22 protein-coding genes are annotated in these 23,538 nt (G+C 70.4%); 12 read left to right on the forward strand and 10 right to left on the reverse strand.

Annotated features, from left to right (window positions below; translation table 11 throughout):
* Position 1: 1 nt before the first annotated feature.
* Both ACIBK6_RS14285 and ACIBK6_RS14290 read right to left on the reverse strand, forming a co-directional pair.
* Positions 2-1,021 carry an alpha/beta fold hydrolase gene (locus ACIBK6_RS14285; RefSeq protein WP_399051506.1) on the reverse strand — a complete coding sequence of 340 codons (1,020 nt, stop codon included), beginning with the start codon at positions 1,019-1,021 and terminating at the stop codon, positions 2-4.
* 168 nt (positions 1,022-1,189) lie between these two features.
* Positions 1,190-1,324: a hypothetical protein gene (locus ACIBK6_RS14290; protein WP_399051507.1), complete on the reverse strand. Its 135-nt coding sequence runs from the start codon at positions 1,322-1,324 to the stop codon at positions 1,190-1,192.
* 128 nt (positions 1,325-1,452) lie between these two features.
* On the opposite strand from ACIBK6_RS14290, the gene ACIBK6_RS14295 reads away from it, so the two are divergent.
* The 5 genes from ACIBK6_RS14295 (at position 1,453) to ACIBK6_RS14315 (ending at position 5,255) form a co-directional block, all read left to right on the forward strand.
* Positions 1,453-1,926: a hypothetical protein gene (locus ACIBK6_RS14295; RefSeq protein ID WP_399051508.1), complete on the forward strand. Its 474-nt coding sequence runs from the start codon at positions 1,453-1,455 to the stop codon at positions 1,924-1,926.
* A gap of 260 nt (positions 1,927-2,186) precedes the next feature.
* Positions 2,187-2,735 carry a hypothetical protein gene (locus tag ACIBK6_RS14300; RefSeq protein ID WP_399051509.1) on the forward strand — a complete coding sequence of 183 codons (549 nt, stop codon included), beginning with the start codon at positions 2,187-2,189 and terminating at the stop codon, positions 2,733-2,735.
* Positions 2,728-4,293 carry an LCP family protein gene (locus ACIBK6_RS14305; RefSeq protein WP_399051510.1) on the forward strand — a complete coding sequence of 522 codons (1,566 nt, stop codon included), beginning with the start codon at positions 2,728-2,730 and terminating at the stop codon, positions 4,291-4,293. The genes ACIBK6_RS14300 and ACIBK6_RS14305 overlap by 8 nt, the downstream gene beginning before the upstream one ends.
* Before the next feature lie 99 nt (positions 4,294-4,392).
* A complete protein-coding gene (locus tag ACIBK6_RS14310; RefSeq protein WP_399051511.1) occupies positions 4,393-4,617 on the forward strand; it encodes a cold shock domain-containing protein in 225 nt (74 codons plus the stop codon).
* Positions 4,618-4,898: 281 nt separating this feature from the next.
* A complete protein-coding gene (locus ACIBK6_RS14315; protein ID WP_399051512.1) occupies positions 4,899-5,255 on the forward strand; it encodes an ArsR/SmtB family transcription factor in 357 nt (118 codons plus the stop codon).
* Positions 5,256-5,389: 134 nt separating this feature from the next.
* On the opposite strand, the gene ACIBK6_RS14320 is transcribed toward ACIBK6_RS14315, so the two are convergent.
* Together ACIBK6_RS14320 and ACIBK6_RS14325 are read right to left on the reverse strand one after the other, a co-directional pair.
* Positions 5,390-6,754, reverse strand: a complete 1,365-nt coding sequence (locus ACIBK6_RS14320; protein ID WP_399051513.1) for a hypothetical protein — start codon at positions 6,752-6,754, stop codon at positions 5,390-5,392.
* A 42-nt stretch (positions 6,755-6,796) separates the two neighbouring features.
* Positions 6,797-7,384 (reverse strand): LCP family protein, encoded by a 588-nt coding sequence (locus tag ACIBK6_RS14325; protein WP_399051514.1) that lies wholly within the window; start codon positions 7,382-7,384, stop codon positions 6,797-6,799.
* Positions 7,385-7,611: 227 nt separating this feature from the next.
* Between ACIBK6_RS14325 and tatA the strand changes: the two genes are divergently transcribed.
* Positions 7,612-7,896 (forward strand): Sec-independent protein translocase subunit TatA, encoded by a 285-nt coding sequence (gene tatA, locus ACIBK6_RS14330; RefSeq protein WP_399051854.1) that lies wholly within the window; start codon positions 7,612-7,614, stop codon positions 7,894-7,896.
* 248 nt (positions 7,897-8,144) lie between these two features.
* On the opposite strand, the gene ACIBK6_RS14335 is transcribed toward tatA, so the two are convergent.
* The 4 genes from ACIBK6_RS14335 to ACIBK6_RS14350 all read right to left on the reverse strand — a co-directional run bounded on the left by ACIBK6_RS14335 (position 8,145) and on the right by ACIBK6_RS14350 (position 10,982).
* Positions 8,145-8,288 (reverse strand): hypothetical protein, encoded by a 144-nt coding sequence (locus ACIBK6_RS14335; RefSeq protein WP_399051515.1) that lies wholly within the window; start codon positions 8,286-8,288, stop codon positions 8,145-8,147.
* 601 nt (positions 8,289-8,889) lie between these two features.
* Positions 8,890-9,099 (reverse strand): hypothetical protein, encoded by a 210-nt coding sequence (locus tag ACIBK6_RS14340; protein WP_399051516.1) that lies wholly within the window; start codon positions 9,097-9,099, stop codon positions 8,890-8,892.
* Positions 9,100-9,988: 889 nt separating this feature from the next.
* Positions 9,989-10,423, reverse strand: coding sequence for a VOC family protein (locus ACIBK6_RS14345; RefSeq protein WP_399051517.1), 435 nt, complete (start codon positions 10,421-10,423; stop codon positions 9,989-9,991).
* A 130-nt stretch (positions 10,424-10,553) separates the two neighbouring features.
* Complete coding sequence (locus ACIBK6_RS14350) at positions 10,554-10,982, reverse strand: hypothetical protein (RefSeq protein ID WP_399051518.1); 429 nt, start codon at positions 10,980-10,982, stop codon at positions 10,554-10,556.
* A gap of 687 nt (positions 10,983-11,669) precedes the next feature.
* On the opposite strand from ACIBK6_RS14350, the gene ACIBK6_RS14355 reads away from it, so the two are divergent.
* The 5 genes from ACIBK6_RS14355 to ACIBK6_RS14375 are packed head-to-tail and all read left to right on the forward strand — an operon-like array spanning position 11,670 to position 19,093.
* The gene (locus ACIBK6_RS14355; RefSeq protein ID WP_399051519.1) at positions 11,670-12,938 is read left to right on the forward strand and encodes a phenylacetate--CoA ligase family protein; all 1,269 of its coding nucleotides are present in this window, start codon (positions 11,670-11,672) and stop codon (positions 12,936-12,938) included.
* Complete coding sequence (locus tag ACIBK6_RS14360; protein ID WP_399051520.1) at positions 12,935-14,263, forward strand: MFS transporter; 1,329 nt, start codon at positions 12,935-12,937, stop codon at positions 14,261-14,263. The genes ACIBK6_RS14355 and ACIBK6_RS14360 overlap by 4 nt, the downstream gene beginning before the upstream one ends.
* A complete protein-coding gene (locus tag ACIBK6_RS14365; protein ID WP_399051521.1) occupies positions 14,260-15,399 on the forward strand; it encodes a GNAT family N-acetyltransferase in 1,140 nt (379 codons plus the stop codon). Before ACIBK6_RS14360 ends, ACIBK6_RS14365 begins: the two co-directional genes overlap by 4 nt.
* On the forward strand, positions 15,396-16,568 hold the full coding sequence (locus ACIBK6_RS14370; RefSeq protein WP_399051522.1) for an acyl-protein synthase: 1,173 nt from the start codon (positions 15,396-15,398) through the stop codon (positions 16,566-16,568). Before ACIBK6_RS14365 ends, ACIBK6_RS14370 begins: the two co-directional genes overlap by 4 nt.
* Complete coding sequence (locus ACIBK6_RS14375) at positions 16,565-19,093, forward strand: acyl-CoA reductase (RefSeq protein ID WP_399051523.1); 2,529 nt, start codon at positions 16,565-16,567, stop codon at positions 19,091-19,093. The genes ACIBK6_RS14370 and ACIBK6_RS14375 overlap by 4 nt, the downstream gene beginning before the upstream one ends.
* A gap of 111 nt (positions 19,094-19,204) precedes the next feature.
* Here the strand turns inward: ACIBK6_RS14375 and ACIBK6_RS14380 are convergent, their stop codons facing one another.
* Entirely contained in the window at positions 19,205-19,927 is a 723-nt protein-coding gene (locus ACIBK6_RS14380; RefSeq protein ID WP_399051524.1) for a hypothetical protein, read from the reverse strand.
* Positions 19,928-20,565: 638 nt separating this feature from the next.
* On the opposite strand from ACIBK6_RS14380, the gene ACIBK6_RS14385 reads away from it, so the two are divergent.
* Positions 20,566-22,020 carry a hydrolase gene (locus ACIBK6_RS14385; RefSeq protein ID WP_399051525.1) on the forward strand — a complete coding sequence of 485 codons (1,455 nt, stop codon included), beginning with the start codon at positions 20,566-20,568 and terminating at the stop codon, positions 22,018-22,020.
* Between the two features lie 59 nt (positions 22,021-22,079).
* Here the strand turns inward: ACIBK6_RS14385 and ACIBK6_RS14390 are convergent, their stop codons facing one another.
* Positions 22,080-23,360 (reverse strand): cytochrome P450, encoded by a 1,281-nt coding sequence (locus ACIBK6_RS14390; RefSeq protein WP_399051526.1) that lies wholly within the window; start codon positions 23,358-23,360, stop codon positions 22,080-22,082.
* Positions 23,361-23,538 lie beyond the last annotated feature (178 nt).

Raw genomic sequence — 23,538 nt, forward strand, 5'->3', positions numbered from 1 at the left:
TCTAGGTCGCGCTCCGTTCGCTCTCCGCCCTCAACTCCCGTTCCACGACGGCTTCGTAGGCGGCGTCGGGGCCGGCCAGCGTGGTGCCGGAGCGGCCGTCGCGCAGCAGGTCGCGCCAGCGCTCGGCGCTCCAGTCGGCGGGCCGGGTGGTGTCCACGAAGTCCTCCACGAGGGCGAGGAAGCGGGCCGGGTCCGCGTGGAAGGGGAAGTGTCCGGCCCCTTCGAAGATCTCCAGACGGCTCCCCGGCATGGCGGCGTGCGCGCGGTGGGCGTGGAGTTCGGGTACGACGCTGTCGCGCGATCCCCAGATGAGCATCGTGGGCATGCCCTGGGTCAGGTAGCAGCGGTCGAGCATGGTGACGACTTGGCCGCGCCAGTCGACCACGGCGCGCAGGGTGCGGATGAAGGCGCTGCGGGAGGTGGCGTCGGGCAGCGCGTCCACGAGGTTGAGCAGGTCGGGCGCGTCCTGGCCGAGGTCGGTGTCGAGCAGCCGCATCAGCTCGATGGCGAGCCGGGTCGGCCATCGCATGCCGGGCCAGGAGAGCGTGGCGAGCAGCAGGTCCGCGCCGGGCAGGGCCGCGGCGCGCAGCACCGGGTTGACCTCGCGCCCCACTCCTCCCGCGCCGACCAGGACGAGCCGTTCGGTGTGCTCGGGGAACTGGTAGGCGAACTGCATGGCCACGCCGCCGCCGAGCGAGTGGCCGACGAGGGTGGCCCGTTCGATGCCGAGGACGCCGAGCAGGTCGCGGATGCCGTTGGCGTAGGCGGCCACCGAGTAGTCGGCGCGCGGTTTGTCCGAGGCGCCGTGGCCGAGCAGGTCGGGCGCGAGGACCGTGGAGCGGCGGGCGAGGCCGGGGATCAGTTCGGCCCAGGTGGCGGACGAGTCGCCGATGCCGTGGATCAGCACCACGGCCGGCCCTTCCCCCGCGATCCGGTACGCCCGGCGGTACCCGTGCACCACGCGGTGGCGCAGTCGCACGTCCTGGTCGCCCACCGGGCGCAGTCTGGTACCAGTAGCCATCGACAACCTCCCCGATCCCGCCCCGCAGCGCTTCCCCGTGCGCGCTCCCCGTCGGCGTTCTTCCCCCAGCGTCCTCCGTACGAGCGTAAAACCGCTGCCGCATCCTCGGTTGCCGACGGATTTCGCCACCGTCAAGCTCTGCCAACACCCCTTGTTGCCATGCATGGTTCAACCGCGTGCTGCTCGGGCCCTCGGCCAGCCGAGCCCCGGCCTCGCGCAGTTGGCGACGGCCCGGTTCAGCAGCCGGGCCGTTCCCGCCTTGTGGCCGGGCAGTTCGTCCGGCCCGAAGACGAAGATCGCCATGACGGGCCCCATCCCCAACACTTCAAAGGTTGCGCAAGCGTGGAACCATTGGGTGCTGCGGTTCGTCCTGCATCCGTAGTCACGCAACCACTGCGCGTCAGGCCCGGCGGAATCCGGAGGGTACCGGTATGAGTGCAGAGTTCAGCGCGTCCGCCCCGGACGCAAGCGGCCCGACGGCCGGAGCAGGGACGGCACCCGCCGAGTCGCTGACAGGTATTGCCCACCCCGAAGGGCGTTTCGACCGCGCCCTCGCTCTGCTGCCACGCGCCCTGGCCAGCAAGACGCATGTCGTCTTCCTGATCGCACTCGGCATCTATCTGATCGTGCTGCCGCTCGCGCACATCCTCACCCCGAGCGCGACGACCGAGCTGATCGGCGGCAACTACACCAATGTGACGAGCGATGTCGGGGCGTGCATCGCGGCCGGAGGCACCCTGCATCTGGTGCGTGCGAACCGCAGGCGCTCCCGCATGGAGGAGGAGCGATTGCGACTGGCCCGCGAGACGCACCGCCTGCTCCATCACGTGTACGCCGACCGGGCCCGTGAGTTGGGGCACGACTCCGGGGACGACACGGGGCCGCCACTGCCGGGTCCGGAGTAGGACAGCCGCCCCCTCACCGCCCGTCGGCAGGGCCGTCGACACGGATCAGGGGGAGGGCGCAAGCCGCGGAAGGCCGATCTCGGCGCCGGGCAACCGCCTGGGCTGTGACTCTCGTCACGTCCTGGATAGTTGCAGAGTTGCGCGAGCCTGCAACTAATGGGGTGGGTCGTACGTCTCCCCCAGCAGCAACGGAATGAGGGGTGGCCGTATTGGGATCGCGGGAGGGGGAGCCTCTCGGACGGATTGATGAGGACGGGCGCATGCAGCAGCGATATCCGGGCGTGCCGGGTGGCAACCCGCCACGCCGGGACCCCGGCAGTGCCACGCCGGTACGGGGAGAGTGGGAAGCGCCCGCTTCCTCGCCGCCGGGGGCGGTGGCCGGGCACCGGTCCGGCCCGGCCCGCAGCCGCTCAGGCGGCCACCGGCCCGCGCGTCCTGCCCTGGGGCTGGCCCTGGTCGTCCCGCCGCTGGCGGGTGCCTGTGTCGACGGCGTGCTCGGCTCCGGTCCCGGGTGGGGGCTGCTGGTCGGCGGTGTTGTCGGTGCGGCCGCGTCGGCCGTGCTGGGGGCCAGGCAGAAGGCGCTGGGGTGGGTGGCGCCGCTGCCTGCCCTGGTGGTCGCCGCGCTGGCCGCGGCTGTGCACCTGCTGACCGGTTCTTCCAGCTCCGGCGGCAAGTCGACATCCACTGACCTGATCCGGTGGGCGGTAGCCGCCTTCCCCGCCATGGCGGCCGCCGAGTGCACGGTACTGGCCGTGCTGGCCGTACGCGGTCTCCAGTCCCTGCGTGCCAGGAGGCGCGACCATGCCTGACAACCCGCCTTCCTGCCCGCAGAACCGGCGCCGACGCGGCAGGCCGTCGGCAGGTGCACCGGCCAACGGCCGTACCCGCCGACCGTGGTGGGCCCTTGCGCTGCGCACCATGGTGTGGGTGACCTCGGCCGTCCTGCTCGTCGCCTGTGGCGTGACGTGGTTCGCCTACCGGTCACTGACGAACGGTCTGACCACGTCGGACGCCCTGGACGCCGTGAAGAAGAACGCGCCCAAGCATCTGGACAGTTCGGTGAACCTGTTGCTGATCGGTCTGGATTCGCGCAAGGACATGAACGGCAACGACCTGCCCAAGCAGTTCGTCCAGGACCAACTGCACGCCGGGTCCAGCGACATCGGCTACTACAACACCAACACCCTGATCCTGATGCACATCCCGGCGGACGGTGGCAAGGTCAGCGCGTTCTCCATCCCCCGCGACGACTACGTGGAGACCCTCAACGGCGACGGCTCCTCCCAGGGCGAGCACAAGATAAAGGAGGCGTACGCCAACGCCTACACCGGCGCCAGCGAACGCCTCGCCAAACAGGGCATCAAAGGCCCCGACCTGGAGGGCAAGAGCCGCGAAGCCGGACGCGAGGCCACCCTGGCCACCGTCCAGCAGTTCACCGGCGTACCCATCGACCACTTCGCCGAAGTCAACCTGCTCGGCTTCTACGACATCGCCAAAGTCCTCCAGCCCATCACCGTCTGCCTCAAACACCCCGTCAAGGACCGCTACTCCGGCGCCGACTTCCCGGCCGGAGAACAGAAGGTCGACGCCAAACAGGCACTCGCCTTCGTCCGCCAGCGCCACGGCCTCGACAACGGCGACCTCGACCGCACCCGCCGCCAACAGGCCTTCATCTCCAGCATCACCCACCAGCTCAAGAACGAAGGCATCTTCGGCGACCTCGGCAAACTCCAGGGACTGTTCGGCGTCGTGAAGAAGGACCTGGTCCTCGACAGCGCCTGGCAGGTACTGGACTTCGCCCAGCAAGCGCCCAACCTCACCGGTGGCAACGTCGAGTTCCACACCCTGCCCATCACCGGATTCGCCACCCGCAAGGGCGAATCGGTCAATCTCGTCAACGCCGAGAAGATAAAGGCGATCGTCCAGCAGACCTTCGCTCCCAGCCCAGCCTCGCCCGCCTCCGACGGCGGCGACTCCAAGGCCGGCACGAAGGCGGCGCCCGCCACCGTCGACATCCGCAACGGCAACGGAACCGGCGGCCTCGCCGACACCGAACTCACAGCCCTGACCGCGCTCGGCTACACCGCAGGCCAGACCGGCAACGCACCCTCCCAGGCCCACACCACCGTGGCCTACGGGGCAGGCGCGCAGCAGGCCGCCCAACAGATCGCGTCCCGCCTCAAGTCCGGTACGGCCACCCAGAGTTCCGCCGTCCCGGCCGGACACGTCCGCGTCACCCTGGGCCACGACTACACGCCCCCGGACAGCAAGGCTCCCTCGCCCGCTCCCAGCGACTCCGCTTCCTCGGTGGACAGCGGGGAGAGCGGGCCGGCGGTCAAGGCCGGTGGTGTGCCCTGCGTCAACTGACCCGGCGCAGTCAGCGTGCGCCCCCGAGGAAAGGGCATCACAGGCACAGGCAGCAGAGAGACATGGAAGTCCAGTACACAGCAGCGGGGAGGCACAGGAGTGAACGACAGGGTCAGCGGAGTGGTCCGCTGGTTCAACCAGGCCAAGGGATACGGGTACATCGACGGGGACGACGGCCGTGAGGTCCTGGTCCGCCGCGAAGCCATCGAGGGGGCGACCTTCCTCACCGAAGGACTGCGGGTCACCTACGTGGCGGTGACCGGGTCCGGCGAACTCCATGCAGAGCACGTCCACGTAGCAGAGCGTGTCCGCATGGCGGAGTGAACCCCTGGGACCCGCCGCATCGGCGGGTCCCAGGGCTCCCCCGGCGCCGACGGACTCCTGGTCATGCGCGCCCGCACAGGCGAAGGGCGCCGACCGTCCGACGCGGCGTGCCCGGCCGCCGGAGGTTGCTGGAGGGCCTGACCGGCAACATCTATTGCACAGTTGCGTAACTATATAGAGCGTGTGCAAGGCGTCTGCCTGTGGATGGCAGGGGTGGTGCCTACACTGAGAGCGCCCCCGGGCACGGGACGTGACCGGGACGCGACGGGAGGGTGACCGACATGGCAGCGGGCAGCGGCGAGTTCACCGACCCGTCCGCGGAGGTCCTGGCGGACGCCGCCGCGGCGTTCGGCCTGCTGGCCTCTCCCGCGCGCCTGCACATCATGTGGGCGCTGGCCCAGGGCGAGAGCGATGTGTCGGGGCTCGCGGAGCGGGTGGGCGGCGCGCTCCCCGCGACGAGCCAGCACCTGGCGAAGCTGAAGCTCGCCGGCCTCGTGGGCTCGCGCCGCGAAGGGCGCCGCCAGATCTACTACGCGGAGGACCAGGACATCGTCGCTGTCGCACAGTTGATGGTGCGTCAACTCGGGTGGGCCGCCCATCAGGCCCCCGAACGACTCCTGCGTTCCGTGGGGACCTGAGGCCGGGAGCGGTTCAACCCTCCGTCGGCAATGCGTTGGTCGCCGCCGCTCGAAAGCACATGGGCCGACCGGATGCACCGAGGGACGGAGCCGGCCCCGGTGCGGCACCGGGGCCAGGCTGCGGGTGGCGACGGCTACCAGTCGCCGCTGCCGAAGTCACCTCCCGAGTCACCGCCGGACCCGCCGCCACCGAAACTGCCCGAGAAGTCGGACGGGTTGAAGTCGGAGCCGCTGAACTCGCCCCCGCCGGGCAGGCTTTCGGGTCCGGCGAAGCCCGGTTCGGCGAACGCGTCCGGGGCGCTGATCAGGCTGCCGAGCACCGTGCCCACGAGCAGGCCGCCGAGGATGCCGCCTGCGCCGCCGAAGTAGCCGCCCGCCCACGGGGCGTAGGCGGGGCCGGCGTTCCAGTACGGCTGCGGGCCCTGGTCGGTGTGGACCATCCGGGCCTCGGGGTCCTCCCCGGAATTGACGCGTGCCACATCGGCGGCGCAGGCGGGGACGGGGCGCGGGGCGCCGCCGACCGGGGCCCACTGGACGTCGATGGCCGAAGGACCGTGGCGGGGGTCGAAGAAACACGGCACCCGGCGCTCGGGCAGCGGCGCGCCATTGCGGCGGGCCGCCAGGGTCGCCAGCGCGAAGCGGCCGTCGGCCAGGGTCTCGGTCACCGGCTGCACATCCTGCGGCCGGGTGGCCGCCGCCATCTGCTCCTTCGCCTTGTCATAGGCGTCGAGGGCGTGCTCGTAGTCCTTGCGCATCTCATCGGTGGCGCCGGGCTCCGACGGCGTGAAGGCCAGCCGGTCGAGTTCTTCGGCGTACGCGGTGATGTCCTCGTCCACCACGGTGCGCAGGGCGTCCAGTTCGGCGCGCTCGCGCTCCTCGCGCTTCTTCTTCGACCGCCTCAGCAGGGCGTATCCGGCGCCGCCGCCCACGACGAGCACTCCGCCGACGGCCAGCCACGCGATGGTCGCCGAGCTGTCCCCGCTCCCGCCTGTCCAGGAGCCGGGAGCCTTGCCCTTGGCCTGGTGGAGGGCCTGGTCGACGAAGCTGTTCAGCTCTGCCTTGGCGTCGTGTGTGGAGGACCGCTTGACCGCGCCCACCAGGTTCTGGACGGCGTTCTTGGCCATCACCTGCCGGTCGGCTCCGGCGTTGAAGCCGTCGCCGAGCCGGATCGCGTACAACCCGGTGATACCGGTGAGCGAGCGCACGTCCTGGAGCACGCTGGCCGACGGGAATTCGGTGCTCTGCGGCAGGACGGCCACGAAGACCGGCCTGCCCGCGTCCTTGATCTTCTTCGCGAGCGCGTCGGCGTCGGGCTTCGGCAGCTGGCTCTCGGCCCGTGGATCGACGTACACGGGGCTCTTCTTGAGCGCGTCGGCCACCGTAGCCGTGCCGCTCGCCGCGTGCGCGGGTATGGGAACGAGGACGGCGGCCAGCGCGAGCAGCAGCCCGGCCAGGGCCGTGGCCGGGCCGGGTCGTGCGGCCCGGGGGTAGGCGGGCATGTGAGGTTCTCCTCTTGTGCGTCGGGCGGGTGGTACTCGTACTCAGCCGTACGAGAGGTTGGAGCAGGGGTCATCGTCGGCGGAACGGGCCCTTCCCCTCACGCTGGAGGGCAGCGTGTCGGGGGTCGGTGAACTCGCAGGCACCGCCGACGGGTTGGCCTGCGGCCTGTCGGCGGAGGTCTTGCCGAGGATCACGGTGTCGCCGGGGGCGGTGGACGGCTGGAGTTCCGCGCCCGGAAAGCGGCGGGCGAGTGTCTCGGCCCGGGCCTTGCGGCCGGGGCCGTAGGTGATGACCGTCACCTGGTGGTCCTGGCGTTGGGCCGTCGTGGTGCCGGTGACGGTGAAGCCGTGCTGCTTGAGCGCGTCCACGGCGCGGGTGGCCAGGCCGGTGACGGTGGTGGCGTTGAACACGGCGACTGGGATCCCCTTGCCGGACACGAATTCCGGGGCGCTCGGCGACGGGGACGGGTCACTGGCCTGGTCGCGTGGAATGGACACGGCGACGGCGTGCTTCTGGTCGGCGTGGGTGTGCGGCAGGAAGGCGGTGTCGGAGCGGGCGATGTCATTCTTGTTCCCGCCGCCCAGGTCGCTGTTGCCGTCAGTCCGTGCGGCCGTTCCGACGACCAGCACGTTCGAGCCCCTGTTGGAGGCCGCGGCCCCGCTACCAGCCCGACGCCGACCCGACACCTGATGGCTGCCTGCCATGTGAGTGCCCCTTGTCCGTGCGGTCTATAAAGAACGAGGGGGAGGACGCTTGATCCCACCCCACAGTTGTACAGTTGCGCAATGTAGCAATCTTTCCCGTGGGCGCGGCACTGCCGATGCGCCCGCTCGATGAAGAGGAAGGCGGTCGCGGGATGTTCCGCAATGCGCTGGAGCCGTGGCATCTGCTGATCCTGGTGGCCGTGCTCGTCCTGGTGTTCGGCTCGAAGAAGCTGCCGGACGCCGCCAGGGCACTGGGCAAGTCGATGCGCATCCTCAAGAGCGAGACCAAAGCCATGAAGGAAGAAGGCGGCACGCCCCCGACGGCATCGTCCGCGTCAGACCCGGCCACGCCCGAAGCGCCGCGCACCATCCAGGCCGCCCCCGGAGATACCGCCTCGGCCCGCCCTGTCACACATGGCTCCCACGACGCGCACTGACCCCTCCGTCAGCGGGTCACACGCTGGCTGTCATGTCCGCAGCACAGTGGTTCGTCCTGCACTCGTTGGTCGCGGGGCAGACATGGCGGAGTGGTTTCCGTAGGCGAGCGTCGCCGCCATGGTCGCCTCCACGGCCACCCGCTCGCTGTCGGCGTGGAACTGTGGAGGCTGACGGTGACGTCATGCGCTGGAAGCCGTACGGAACGCCTGCCCGGAGATCGCCGTTGCTGCCGAAGTTGGACTCGGCACTACAACAGGCCGATGTTGGTGAGCGGGACGTTCCAGTCGTTGCTCTCGACATGGCCATGGCCGTCCTGAGCCGCGGCCGGTACCGCGAACAGCATCAGCCCGGCGACGACAACGGCCAAGACAGTGACGACATGACGCTTCACAATTCCTCCTCGACGACGACAGTACCGACCGCCCCGCCCCGCTCCGAGCCGGCGACCCTCGCCCGCCCGGCCGTGCAGCCCAGCCTGCGGATTCAACCGCTCGGTGGTGACAATCCCCCTCGCCGCGCTGCCGGCACCGGCCGCTCCCTGGTAAGGACTCCGGTCCGTATCGCAGCCCGTCGTCGCGCGCTCCTCAAGTTGAACTGCCCGTTCACCAGGGGGACTTGCGCGGTGGCCTGTCGCTTGTTCAGGGAGCAGTCACCGACGTGCATGCACGCCCCGGGCAAGCACCGCCGCGTTCACGCCCCTTGACCAGCTGCACCACCCGCCGGGGCATGACCGCTGCATGCCCCGGCGCGTACGCGAAGCGGGGCATGCAGCAACTGTCGAAACCGGCATCCATCTCAGCGCACCCCGGTCCAGGCCGGTGGTACCAGGGGCGTTACGGCGCACCCCTGGACCCGCTCGGGCGCGGCAATCTCATGCGCGGATGCGGGTTCCGTCGTGGTTCATGTCCGTGAGCACGTGACACAAGGGATCTACCTGGAACCGTACTCGGGCGCGGAGTAGGAGTCGCCTTCGAGGCGTAGGGCAGTTGAGTCTATGGGGTGCCGCGCCACGTGGCCACGGCGTTGGCCTGCGAGTTGGCCACCGCAGTGCCCCACGTGGCCACGGCGTTGGCCTGTGAGTTGGCCACCGCAGCGACCCGCGGAGAGGCGCTATAGCCGTCGGCGAAGCTGACGCCGACACCGAGGGCGGACAGCCCCGTGACCGCTGCGACAACGACGGCAGCGCGCTGAAACTTGCGCATGGTTTGGCCCTTTCTTACCTGGGCGTGAAGCCCTGGGTTGACTGCTCAGCAGGAAGATATATGTAAGGATTGCGGCAATTTGGGATCTTTGATCCTCCCTGCGTCGTGTCGGTTCATGGCGAGACGCTCTTCAGCAGGTCCGAGAAGCCCCGTTCAGGGCAGGTGGGTTGGCAGTCCCCGTATGGGGTGGAGGCCGAGATGGCCGTGCGGCGGCTCGGGTATCCGACAGATCTGTCCGACGCAAAGTGGGCGGTGTTGGCGCGGCGCTCGCGTTCGCCACAGTCGGCTGGACCGCAGTGGCTCGGCATCCGATGCGACAGGTGTCCTGTTTTCCACCCGGACAGCTGCGGATACCGGCCCGGACGGTCCGCATCGGACGCGGTGGAGAAGTGCCGGGACCGCTGTTGGAAACGGGACCGGGTGGTCGAGTTCGACATCTCCCAGTTCTTCGACAGCATGCCCCGGGACCTACTGGTCAAGGCGGTGGAAGTGCACACCGACGCCGAGTGGGTGAAGTGTCTGTCCGGAGGTGGCTCGCCGCCCCCGAAGCCACGAGGGGAACGGGCAGCGACCGGCGGGCTTCCTGCCATTCCGCCTCGGTCATGTCGTAGGTGTAACACCGGGCCCGGTCCGGATAATCGCCACGCCACCGAACCGGTGAGCGAGGCAATCGCACTGCGACACGCGGGAGTTGGACGCGACGGGCGTGGTCACGCAACACCGCGGCGACGGGGCCTCCTCGGTGCTTTTGAGCTTCGCAACTCCGAGCTACCAAGAGGCCCCTCCTTCATGCGCTGACACCGCAGCGATCACCCGGTCCAGAACCCAGTTCGACTGATCAAGCCCGCCGACCGGTAAGCGGAAGCTTCTTGGAGCCAGCACCCTGCCCTCAATCCAGGCAGAATTCGTTCCCCTCCGGGTCGGTCATCACAATGGTCCCCTTGTCCAGGGCATTGGGCTCAAGCCGGTACAGCCGCTTCGCTCCCAGCCCCTCCAGCCTGGTGGCCTCCTCCTCCAGCGTGGCCATCCGCTCGTCCCCGGTCAGGCCGGGTGCTGCGCGCACATCCAGGTGCAAGCGGTTCTTCGCCGTCTTTCCCTCCGGGACCTTCTGGAAGAACACCCGCGGCCCCTTGCCGTCCGGATCCGTGATGGCCGACCGGTCGTTGTGGCGCTCAGGCGGCACCCCCCACGCCGTCAGCGCAGCCGTCCAGTCGGGGAAGCCCTCGGGCGGCGGCTGGACGCGATAGCCCAGCGCCTGAGCCCAGAACGCCGCCTGCGCGCCCGGATCGGCGCAGTCGTAAGTCACCTGGAATTCCTTGGCCATGCCGCCTCCGACCACTCGAAACCTGCCCACGCCCTCGCCCCGGTCACCTCCCGGAACACACCGCCATCCTCGCACCGCCCTCTGACAAGCCGCTCGCCGACCTTGAGGCGACCCCCGGAGTCCATAGGTGTCACCTGAGTCGACCGTCGACCCGCTCTCTCGACCCAGGTCCGCATCGACGGGCGCGTAAGCGAGGTAGTAGTTCGCTGGGGTCGGAGAGGCTCCGGCGGGCCATCACCCGGCGGTGGTGGGTTGGTGGGTCCGGGTCGAAGACGATGTTGACGGGGAGCTTCGCCGCCGCCCAGTCGAAGACGCGTGGTCCCTTGGCGCCTTGGCCACAGGACAGGGTCTGCCAGGCGCCGGCCGGGGCGTCGTCGATGAGCTCATCAATGCGCCAGACGCCAGCCAGGCACTTGATCTGCTGGGACTTGGGGACGGCCACCACGCAGCCGAGGTTGTGTTGTTCGAGCAGGCGGCGGAAGGACCAGTCCTGTCCGTAGGCCTCGTCTGCGGTCACCCAGGCTGGCGGAAGGCAGGCCGCCAGACAGCGGCGGACCATGGCCTTGGCCAGCTCGCCTCGTTGGCGAAACCCCGGCCGTCGGGGATCTTGGCTGCCTGGACCGCTCACGGTCTGTCGTCCAGGACTTGGGAAGATGGAGCTCGCGGTCCACCAGGGCCCGACTCCAACTCCGCTGCCCAGCACTCGACTTCACCCATCACCACCATGACAGGACAACGAGAAGAACCAGCTCAGAACACGAATTCTCACTGGAGTACCAGGGGGTGTCCGGCGGGTCATGGCCGGACACCCCCTAGTTCACGCCATGGCGGCGCGGATGTGGGGAAGTGTCGCGGTGCGTTGATATCGGCCTCGTTCACGCCCGCCGTCGTTCTCCTCCCGTGAGAACGTCGCCGTGAGTTGCCTCATGGCCGCGGCCCTTCATTTGCGGGTTCCAAAGGCGCTGGAACGGCTCTCCGAGCAGCCTCGGCGCCATCTCCCCGGCGCCGCACTTCCAGCCACGCGGGCCGGAAGTCCACTCTGTGGCCCGACCGCACTTGCCATCGATTTGGTGGTGCGTTCCGCGTGTTCCATGATGTGAGTGGGGATCAGGCATGGCTCACACCTGCGAACTGCAGGGCACACGTGCATTGTTGACCAGTCAACAGATGAGGTCGGGGGACCGTCACGCCGTGGATGCCACCTATTTCCTTTCCCTTTCAACTTTCATCTCCAGGTAAAGGCAGCATGCCCGTCCAGCGGTTTTCAGACCTCGTGCGTTTCGCCCGAGACTGCTCCCCTTTCTACGCCGACCTCTACGCAGACCTGCCGCCCGAGGTGAACCGCCTCACCGATCTGCCCGTGGTGGATCAGAACGCGTTCTGGGCCGCAAATACCCTGCACGACAACCGCGTCCTGACCGCCCCCCTGGCGGAAGCCGTCGTGTTCAAGACGGGCGGCACCACCGGCACGCCGCGCTTCTCCTGCTACACCCGGGAGGAGTGGCGCGAGTTCGTCACGGCGTTCGGCGCCGGCCTCGTCGACGCGGGTCTGCGGCCCGGTCATCGGGTGGCCGATCTGTTCTACGCCGGTGAGCTCTACGCGAGCTTCCTGTTCGTCCTGGACTCGCTCGCACACGCTCCCGTGGCCAACGTACGCCTGCCCATCGGCGGCGGAGCCCCCCTGGAGTCGACGGTCTCGGCCCTCCAGGACTTCGGCGCCCACGTCGTCGCCGGTACGCCGACCACCCTGTGTCGGCTCGCCGAGCACCTGACGTCGGCGGGCCGCCAACTCCCGCAGGTCGAGCTCCTGTTCTTCGGTGGCGAGGCGCTCTTCTCCGACCAGCGTCGCCTCCTCGCGGGCGGCTTCCCCAACGCCGTACCGCGTTCGCTCGGCTACGCCAGCGTCGACGGCGGCCTGCTCGGCAGGCCCGTCGACGGCCCGGACACGCGCACGCACCGGCCGTTCACCCCGCACACCGTCGTGGAGATCCTCGACGAGACGACCGGCGAGCCGATCCGCGAGGCGGGCCGTCCCGGGCGGGTCGTCGTCACCCAGCTCTTCCGCAGCCTCATGCCCGTCATCCGCTACCCCGCCGGCGACCGCGCCGAGTGGACCGACACCGAAGGCGGGGCGTTCCGCATCCTGGGCCGCGCCGAGGAAGGCGTACGCGTCGGGCCTGTCTCGCTGTACTGGGACGACGCCACGAGCGCCGTCGTCGAAGCCGACACTGACGGCCTCGTCACGGGCACGCAACTCGTCGTACGCCGCTGGGCGGGTCGCGACGGCCTGATACTGCGCCTGGCCACCGCCCCCGGGCACGACCCGGGCACACTGGACGTCCTGGCCAAGGCGGTCGTCACCGGACTGAACACCGCCCGGCCGCTCTACCCCGACAGCGTCGCCACGGGATTCGTCCACCCCGTCGGCGTCGAGTGGACCCGTCACCGCGACCTCGTCGTCAACTCCCGCTCCGGCAAGCTCGTCCGCGTCCTCGACGAGAGGCCGACCGCATGAGTACCCCGACGGCGGCCCCCGGCCGCCGGCTCCCGCTCGTCCTGCGCAACCGCGCCTTCGGGACGGTATGGCTGGGCCAGGTGCTCACCCAGGCCGGGACGCGCATGTTCCAGGTGGGCACCTCCTGGTGGCTCATCGGCTACGCGGCCACCGGCGACGGTGGTCTCGCGGCCGGGTTGCTCATGGCCCTCAGCACCCTGCCCGCCGTGGCCCTGGCCCCGCTCGTCGCCCGCGCCATCGCCCGCCGCTCCCGCCGCTCGCTGCTGCGCGCCGCGGCCGCCGGCGCGGGAACGGCCGCCGCGGCACTCGCCGTCTGGGCCGCCGCGAGCGACCTGCCGGTCGTCGCGGTCTACGCGGCGGCTCTGGCCCTGGCGACCTGCCAGGCCTTCTTCGACCCGTGCCTGACCACCTCCGTGCCCGAACTCGTGGACGACGAGGACATCGAGGCGGCCACCGGCTTCGAACTGTCCACCCAGTCGCTCGCGAGCCTGGGCGGCGCCCTGCTCGGCGCCCTCGTCGTGGACGTGGCCGGCGTGGCCGGCCTCGCGGCGGGCTGCGCCATCGCCTACGGCACGGCCGCGGTGCTCATCACGACCGTCCGCTTCCGCACCCCGCCCGACGGCACCGCGCCGGCCGAGCCCGCCCCGTACTGCGCCACCGCCCCGCGGCGGACGCTGCGTCAGATCCTGGGCGCGCTGCCGTACGTCCGCGCCATCCTGCTCTGCTTCACCGCGGCCAACCTCTTCACCACCGCCGTCTTCGTCGTCATGCCGCTGTACACGGCCACGGTCCTGCACGGCGACGGCGCCACCGTGTCCCTCCTGGAGGCGTCCCTCGGCCTGGGCACGCTCATCGGCTCCTTCACCGGCGCCCGGGTGCCCGGCCGTCCCCCGGTGGTCGGCTCCGCCTGCCTGGGCGCGATGGCCATCGCCCTCGCCGTCCCCGGCCTGATCGCCGCCCGGCCCGTCATCGCCGGCGCCCTGCTGGTGACGGGCTGGTGCGTCGGAGTGATCGGCGTCCGCTTCGTGGCCCTGTTCCAGCGCCTGGTCCCGGCCGCCGACAAACCCGCCTTCTTCGCTGTCATGCAGGCCGTGCTCGGAGCGACCTTCCCGGTCGCCTCGCTGCTGTTCGGACTGCTGGGCGACCACCTCTCCGCCCGGACGCTGTGTCTGATCCAGGCGGCCGGCCTGGTGCCCGCCGCCCTCGCCCTGCTCCTGCTGCCCGGGCATTCCCGTACGGCGGACGGACCCGGCGCCGAGCCCGACGACGAAACCGCCGCGCACCCGGCGCCGGCCTCCGCCCCCGCCGCCGGAGGCAGCCGATGACCGCCGTGATCGAGCAGGCCGCGCCGACGGACATCGCCGACCTCCGCCAGCTGTACTACGCCGTCTACGGACCCCACTACCCCACGGCGCTGGGCACCGACCCCGCCGAGATGTCCCGGCTCATCCGCGACCCGCACACCCTCTGGCTCGTCGCCCGCTGCCCCCGTACCGGCGCCCTCGCCGGTTCGGCCGCGATCCACGGCGAGGCCGGCACCCGCATAGGCCGCCTCGAAGGACTCGCCGTCCACCCGGACCAGCGCGGATCGGGGCTCGCCGGGCGGCTGACCGAGGCGCTGTGCTCCGCCACCCTCGACGCCGGGACCCTCGACTCGGTGTACGCCACCGTCCGGACGGTCAGCGCCGGACCCCAGCGGGTCGTGGCCCGCCACGGCTTCCGCCCGTTGGGCATCCTGCCCAACGCGGTCGACCTCGGCAGCCGGGAAAGCCTCGCGCTCTACGCGCGCCACTCGCCCGGGGTGCTGGACCGCCGGGTGCCCGTCGCCGAGGTGCCCGCCCTCCTGGCGCCGCTCCTGCGCACCGCCGGGGCGAGCCTCGGCATCAGCTACGCGGACGCCCGGCCCGCGGCGCCGCTGCCGCTGCCCGCCGGGCCCGGGGCCGCGCCACTGGAAGTGATCGACGCGCCGGCCTTCGTCCGCCGCCGCTTTCACGCGCACTTCCCCGACCGCGGCCGCTGGTTCTACCCGCTGCACACCCCGAACATCCTCCTCACCCCCGCCGACGGCGGCGGCTTCGAGGTGTACGCCTACCTCAACCGCACCGGGGGCTACTGCGCCCTGGTCGCCGCCCACCCCGACCCGGCGGCCGCCGCGGGGTGGCTGGAGCCGGTCACCCGTACCCTCACCCGCGCGGGCGCCGGCTACGTCGAGGCGCTCGTCCCGCTCGAACACCACGCCGCGCTGTCCGCCTTCGCCGCCCAGGGCTTCATCGCCGGGGCCGTGTACCCGGCCATGCGCCGGGACCGGGACGGCTTCCACGACTACGTGGTGATGTCCCGCACCACCGAGCACATCGACTTCCGCGGCGTGGTCGTCGACCCGCCGCTCCAGCCCTTCCTCGATTCCTATGTGTCGGCCTGGGCGTCGGCGCATCTGCCCTCACGTGAGGTCGCTCCATGACTCCCTCGAACCCCCATCTCGCCCCCGTCGACGTCCCCGACGCCGCCGCCCTCGCCCGGCTGCAGCAGCTCTGCGACCTCAGCGATCCCTACACCAGCGCCCTGGCGGAGGAGGAACTGTTCACCGGGGCCATGGCGGAGATCAACGCCTGGCACCGGGACCGGTCCCCGTTCTTCCGCGACCTCCAGGACGCCGGCCGCCGGGCAGCCGGCCTCCCCGGCCCGCCGTACGAAGCACCCCTGGTGCACGCGAACTTCTTCAAGCGCCACGAGGTCCTCTCCATCCCCCGGGACGACGTCCACCTGCACCTGACCTCCTCCGGCACCACCGGACAGAAGTCGCAGATGTTCTTCGACGAGTGGACGATCCGCTCCGCCCAGCGCATGGTCGCCCGCATCTTCGACCACAACGGCTGGATCACCCCCAACCAGTCGGTCAACTACCTGCTCTACAGCTACGAACCCGCCCGCGACCTCAACCTGGGCACCTCGTTCACCGACAACTACCTGTGCGACTTCGCCCCGGCCCGGCAGGTCGAGTACGCCCTGCGCGACACCGGCAACGGGCACGAATTCGACCCCTTCGGCTGCGTCGCCGCGCTGCGCCGCTTCGCCGAGGACGACGTCCCCGTCCGCATCCTCGGCTTCCCGGCGTTCCTCTGGTTCACGCTGGAGCGGATGCGGGCCATGGGCCTCCCGCCGCTGGAGCTGCCGGAAGGCTCCCTGATCATCCTCGGCGGCGGCTGGAAGGGCCACACCGACCGGCAGATCGGAAAGCACGAGCTGTACGCCCGCGTCACCGAGCAGTTGGGCGTTCCCTCGGAGCGGATCCGGGACACCTTCGGCTCGGTCGAGCACTGCGTCCCGTACATCGAGTGCGCGCACCACAACCTCCACGCACCCGTCTGGTCCCGCGTCTTCATCCGTTCCACCCGCACCCTCGAACCCCTCCCGTACGGCGAACGCGGCTACCTCCACCTGGTGTCCCCGTACATCACCTCCGTACCGGCGCAGAGCGTCGTCATGGGCGACCTCGCCTCGCTCCACCCGGGCGAGGAGTGCGACTGCGAGCTGACCACCCCGTGGTTCACCATCCACGGTCGAGCCGGAGTCAGCCGCAACCGCAGCTGTGCCGTGGCCGCCGCCGAACTGATGAAGGGAATGTCATGACCGACACCATCAACCACCACTACTGGCAGGGCGCCTTCATCGGCGACGACGAGGCCGCCGACCGGCTGGCCGCGCTGCCCGCCGCCGTCGAGGCCGCGCTCGCCGAGCCCCTCGACACCGAGACCGTCCTGGCGGCCTGCGACGCCCTCGCGCAAGCGCTGCGCGACCCCGACCACCCCGTCCGGGACCGGCTGGCGCCCCACCTGCCCACGGACGGCGCCGAGGAGTTGTACGCCGAACTCGCCGCCTTCCTCGACCGAGGCGCCCTCACCCGCAAACTCCGCCGCGAACTGGGCGGCACCGCCCCGCAGCGGCTGAACCGCCCCGACGCCAAGGAGACGGTCTACGAGGCCTGGGCGCCCGTCGGCCTGGTCGCCCACATAGCCCCCGGCAACGCCGCCACCGTTGCCCCGCTCAGCCTGATCGAGGGACTCCTCGCCGGCAACGTGAACGTTCTCAAGACCAGCAGCGCCGACACCCTCCTCGCGGCACACCTCCTCGCCGAACTCGCCGCGCAGGACCCGACCGGTGCCCTCGCCGAGCGCATCATCGTGCTGCGCTTCCCCTCCTCCCGCCAGGACTGGCTGCGCCTGATGTGCGCCCCCGCCGACGCCGTCGCGGTCTGGGGCGGCGAGTTGGCCGTGGCGGGCGTCGCCGCCCATGTCCCGGCCGGCTGCCGCCTCGTGGAGTGGGGACACAAGATCTCCTTCGCCTACCTCACCCGGGATGCCTGGGCCGACCAGGCGACCCTGAACGCCCTGGCCGAGGACGTCTGCCTCTTCGAGCAGCAGGCCTGCTCCAGCCCCCAGGTCGTCTACCTCGACACCGAGGACACCGGCGAACTCCACGCGTTCTGCGACCGGCTCGCCGCGGCCCTCGCCGCACGGCCGGCGCCCGCCGCGCAAGAGCTCGACCCGGCGGAGTACGCGGAACTGACCACGACCGAGCACCTCGCCCGGCTGGAGGAACACCTCGGCCTCACCCGCGTCCTCGCCGCCCCCGACGGCACGTGGCGCGTCATGGCCGACATCCGCCCGGCCCTCACCGCCTCCCCGCTGCACCGCACCGTCTGGGTCAAGCCGCTGCCCCGCAAGCACCTCATGGCGACGCTGCGCCCCATGCGCCGCTACCTCCAGACGGCGGGCCTCGCGGGCAGCCGCACCGACATCGCCGAACTCTCCACCCTGGTCCTGGCCGCCGGAGCCACCCGGGTCACGCCCATAGGCGCCATGACCGCCGGCTATTTCGGGGAACCGCACGACGGCGTCTACGCGCTGCAGCGCTACAGCCGCCGCGTCGCCGTCCAGGCCGACGAACGCTTCGCCACCACCGCCTGCCTCGACGACCTCGCCCGCCCGGTCGCCTTCCCCCGCCCCGCCGGGCCACTCCTTGACAAGGCCGCCGTCCGGGACCTCAACCTCGGTGTCGACCGGGGCGACGCCGAGCTGTACTTCCGCAGCGGAGGCAGCACCGGCACGCCCGCCCTGTCGCTCTTCACGTACGAGGACTACGACACGCAGATGCGGGCCGCCGCCCGCGGCCTGCTCGCCGCCGGCTACGACCCGGCGCGTGACCGCACCGCCAACCTCTTCTACTGCGGCGGCATGTACGGCGGGTTCATCAGCTTCTTCTCCATCCTGGAGCGCCTGGGCGGCGTCCAGATGCCGATGGCCGCGGGCCCCGACCACCGGGCCACCGCGGAGATGATCGTCGCGTACGAGGTGGACACGCTCTTCGGGATGCCCTCCTACCTCTGGCAGCTCCTGCATGAGGAAGCCGACCTCCTGCGCTCCTACGGCGGCATCCGCAAGATCTACTACGGCGGCGAGCACTTCACCGACGAACAACGCCGTGTCCTCACCGAGACGTTCGGCATCGAGGTCGTCCACTCCATCACCTACGGCAGCACCGACCTCGGCCCCCTCGGCTACCAGTGCACGCGCAGCACCGGCGGCGTCCACCACCTCCACGCCGACCTCCACACCCTGGAGATCGTCGAGGTCGACGCGGACCGCCCGGTGGCACCGGGGGAGACCGGCCGGCTCGTCTTCACCACCCGTGCCCGCCGCGGCCAACACCTCGACCGGTACGTCATCGGCGACCTCGGACGGGCCCTGCCCGGACGCTGCCCCTGCGGCAGCCACGCCCCGCGTTTCGAACTGCTCGGCCGGCTCGGCGAGGTGATGCGCGTGGCGACGTACTTCCTGAACTACCGCCGCTTCGCCGCCATCGCGGAGGAGCACCTGCGCTACAGCGGCGAGATGCAGGCCGTCCTGACCAGCGGGCCCGCCCGTGAGGGCCTCACCCTCCGGATGGAGCGGTCCCACGCCCCCGACCCGGACACGGCGCGCGACGCCTTCCTCGCCACCTACCCGGAGGTGCGCTCGGCGGTCGCGGAGAAGCTGCTCGACTTCACCGTCGAGACGGTCGACGGAGCCGCGCTGTTCCGCACGCCGACGAGCGGCAAACTGCCGGCGGTCGTGGACCGCAGGAACGGACAGCGGCCCCCGGACCTGCGCGCCTGACCCGTCGCCGTGGAAGTTCCACCTGTCGGGCCCCGCTCCGCGCCGAAGAGGATCCGGCGTGGAGCGGGGCCCATGTGCCCTGTCTCGCTCAGCGGTCCGCTGCCGGGCCGGTCAGGGCAGGATCTTCACCTCCTCGACCTGCGCGGCCAGTTGCATGGAGTACTGCATGAGCAGCGGGGCGATCAGGTCACCCGAGTCCACGTTCGCCGCCCACGGCGGGTTCCCCGAGGCGGCCCACCCCTGGTTGACGTCGAAGGTGACGCTCCTCCTCTGCTCCGTGCCCATGTCGATCAGCAGCCCCGGGGCGAACATCTGCACGATGACCGTGCCCACCCTGAACGGCTGGGTGGCGAAGGTGAGGAGGACCCGCTCCACGGGGATGAAGGTGGCGGAGTTGAGGCCGTGGAGTGTGACTGCGCACAACGGCGCAGCCGGCTGGCCGGGCTGGGCCTGTGAGACACCGACCGTGAACTGCTTGGTGCGGGTGTTGATGAGGCTGACAAGACCGGCCTGCCCACCCGTCGAAACCTCACCGATCCCCAGATCGGAGATGATGGTGAACTTCTCCCCCAACTTGATGGGCTTGGAGTTCCGCCCGGTGACTTCGTAGCCCGGATTGATGGCAGTCGTCGAGCCGTATGCCGCGAAATGCCGCTCCCACGTGATCGTGGTTTCCGTGGAGTACGTGTCGGTGTTGAGCCACACCACCGGCGATCCGTTGGGGGTGGAACTCTGGACTCCCTTGAAGCCGTAGAGGCGGTATTTCCCCTGTTCCAGCGCGAGGGCCGTTGCGTCCGACATCGTGATGTCGATGTCGTAGCGTGATTCGGTCATGCACTTCCCCTTCTCCTGGCGGACACCTGACTGAGCACATCGATGCCTGCGCACGATGTGTCATGCCCCCGAGGGAAGACAGTTGAGCCCCCCGGTGGACAGGCCGAGTCTCCTGCTGACGATGAAGGGCGGCCAGGGACCGGATCGGCCAGCAACCGCAGGATGACGAGGTTCCAGCGGATCAGGCCAGCGGGCTTTCGGCGACACACCTCACGTTTCCTGCCCTTCGGCGGTCAAATGCCAATGTCAGTTGCTTTGTTGAATTGCGTAGATTCCAGCAGGGTGCGCTCAAGGGTGACCGAAGAACCGTCGCAGAAGCGGTGACGTGGAGACCCGTGCGGTAATCGTGGCGCGAGTGGGCGAGTGAAGTGTCCTGTTTACAAACACCCGGATGTGCGAGGAGCGCGAAATTCCAGTGAGCCCTGTGGGCACAGAAGGAGCGACAGGGGCATCGAGGGGCCGGGCTCCTGCACCACCCCCGGCTTCCCGAAGCCCACGTAGCGCACAAGGCTTGCCCGACGCCCCCACTTGCCATGTACCGTTCAGACACCCGAAGCGTGGACGTCCGCCGAACGACCGTCTACGCGCGAAGACTTGGCGCCCGCACCGCCTCTCCCCCTCACCTGGAGGTACGCCGGATGCTCGGATCGAGCAGGTCCCACCGCCCCAGATTCCGCCACCGCCGCATCACCGGCGCCCTCGCCGTCTTCGGCACCCTGATCGCCGGCACCGCCGTCCAGGCGGCCGCCGCGCCCGCCGTGACCGCGGCCACCCCCCACCGCGTCCTGTTCGACAACTCCAAGGCGGAGACCGCAGGCAACGCCGACTGGATCATCAGCACCAGCCAGCCCGACCCGCTGGCCGAAAACCCCGCCCCCTCGGCCGAGTCGGACTGGACCGGGGCACTGTCCTCATGGGGCGTGGCACTGCAGAAGACCGGCAACTACGCCCTGAAGACGCTGCCTTCGGGCAACACCATCACCTACGGCACCTCCTCGCCGCTCGACCTCAAGAACTTCGACACGTTCGTACTGCCGGAGCCCAACGTGCTGCTCACCGCGTCGGAGAAGACCGCGGTGATGCAGTTCGTCCAGAACGGCGGCGGGCTCTTCCTCATCTCCGACCACGCCGGCTCGGACCGCAACAACGACGGCGCGGACTCGGTTCAGGTCATCAACGACCTGATGACCAACAACAGCGTGAACAGCACTGACCCGTTCGGGTTCGCCGTGGATTCGCTCAACATCGTCACCGACAACCCGAGGGCCGTGAGCGATGCCGCCGACCCGGTCCTGAACGGCTCGTTCGGGACGGTGACCGGCAGCATCATCCGCAACGGCACCACCGCCACGCTCAATCCCGCCGACAACCCGGCCGTCAAGGGCCTGGTCTACCGCACCGGCTACTCGGGCAACACCGGCGCCTTCTTCACCACCAGCACCTTCGGCACCGGCCGTGTCGCCTACTGGGGCGACAGCTCACCCATCGACGACGGCACCGGCCAGCCGGGCAAAAAGCTGTACGACGGCTGGGACGACCCGGCGGGCACGAATGCCGCGCTCGCGCTCAACGCCAGCGAATGGCTGTCGGGAGCGGGCGGCAGCGGTGGCACCCCGACGCCGTGCACCAGCGCCCAGCTGCTCGCCAACCCCGGCTTCGAATCCGGCAGTTCGGGCTGGACGGCCACCAGCGGCATCATCAACAACAGCAGTGCCGAGCCCGCCCGCACCGGCGCGTACAAGGCCTGGCTCGACGGCAAGGGGACCGCGCACACCGACACGCTCGCGCAGACGGTGACGATCCCGGCCGGCTGCGCGGCCTCGCTCGGCTTCCAGTTGCACATCGACACGGCCGAGACCACCAGGAGCAGGGCGTACGACACGCTCAAGGTCCAGGTCCTGGACGGCAGCGGGACGGTGCTCGCCACCCTCGCCACGTACTCCAACCTGAACGCGGCGGGCGGCTACGCCCAGCGCACGTTCGACCTCGGCGCCTACGCGGGGCAGACGGTGACCCTCAAGTTCACCGGCACCGAGGGCTCCAAGCTCCAGACGTCGTTCGTCATCGACGACACCGCGCTCACGGTGAGCTGAGCACGAAGCGCCCGCCCCCGGCTCCGGCCGGGGACGGGCGCCGCGGCCCGCGGCACCGCTCAGCCCCGCAGGTGGACGGGGAGCGACTCCACCCCGTACACGATCGACAGCTTGCGGAAGGCGAGTTCCTCGGCCGGTACGGCGAGGCGCATCTCCGGAAAGCGGCGGACCAGGGCGGGGAAGGCGGCGCGCAGTTCCATCCGGGCGAGTTCGGCGCCGATGCAGCGGTGAATGCCGTAGCCGAAGGCGAGATGGCCGCTCGCCTTGCGGTGCGGGTCGACGCGGCCGTCGTCCGAGGCGAAGGCGGCGTCGCGGTTGGCTCCGCTGAGCGAACACAGCACCATGTCGCCCTTGGGGATGCGCACCCCCGCGATCTCGACGTCCTCGCGCGCGAAGCGCGGGAAGGCGAGCTGCACCACGGTGAGGTAGCGCAGCGCCTCCTCCACGAAGGTGGCGGCGGCCGCTTCGTCGTGCGCTATTCGCGCGAAGGCGTCCGGGTCCTGGAGCAGGACGAGGGAGCCGAGCGCCAGCATGCTCGCGGTGGTCTCGAATCCGCCGGTCAGCACACCGTCGGCGAGACCGGCGAGTTCGTCGTCGCCGACGCTGTCGCCGTGCTCCTTGACGATCATGCCGAGCAGTCCGTCGCCCGGGTTCTCGCGCTGCTTCTTGACGACGTCCCTGAAGTAGGACAGCGACGCGGACATCACGCCGAGCGGCGCGGTCGCCCCGCCGAACAGGTCGAAGCGCTCCATGGCGAGCTGCTGGAAGTCGTGGCGGTCCTCGTAGGGCACGCCGAGCAGCTCGCAGATGGTCAGCGAGGGAATGGGCAGTGCGAAGGCCTCCACGAGGTCGACGGGGCCGCTCGCGGCCTCCATGGCGTCGAGCCGCTCCGCGACGATGGCGTCGATGCGGGGGGCGAGCCGCCGCAGCCGGCGCATGGTGAACTCGGGCGTGAGGATGCGGCGCAGCCGGGTGTGCACCGGCGGGTCGCTGAATCCGAGGCCGCCGGGGTGCTGCTCCTCCTCGACGCCCGCATTGCCCGCCAGATGGGTGAAATCGTTGCTGAACCCGTCGGTGGAGCCGAGCACCGCCTTCACCGCGGCGTGGCCGGTGACCACCCAGGCGTCCATGCCGAAGGGCAGCGGGACCTTGCTGACCGGTTCCTCGGCCTGCCGCGCGGTGAGCTCGGGCACCGGGTCGAGTCCGTCCCGGCGCAGCGGCATGAGCAGGTCGTCGGGGAGCAGCGAGATCGTGCCGGGTCCGATGCCGCGCTTCTGGATCCTGGCAAGGTAGGTGCGCCCGAGCCACAGGGTGACTCGGGAACGGAGATTTACCCTCAAGGCGGACTCCAAGGACAAGTTGTACGGCCAGGACACCGGGTACGGACCGGGTCGCTCAGGATAAGTGGCCGAGGGCACCTCGCGATCCGCCAGGGGCCCTGCTCACGGGCAGTCCGCGGGCCTGACCACCGGTTCTCCGCCGGGCCCGGCCCGGCCGCGCGCCCGGGCCGGGGCATGG

The sequence above is a fragment of the Streptomyces sp. NPDC050485 genome, from assembly GCF_044458185.1.
Lineage (GTDB): Bacteria > Actinomycetota > Actinomycetes > Streptomycetales > Streptomycetaceae > Streptomyces.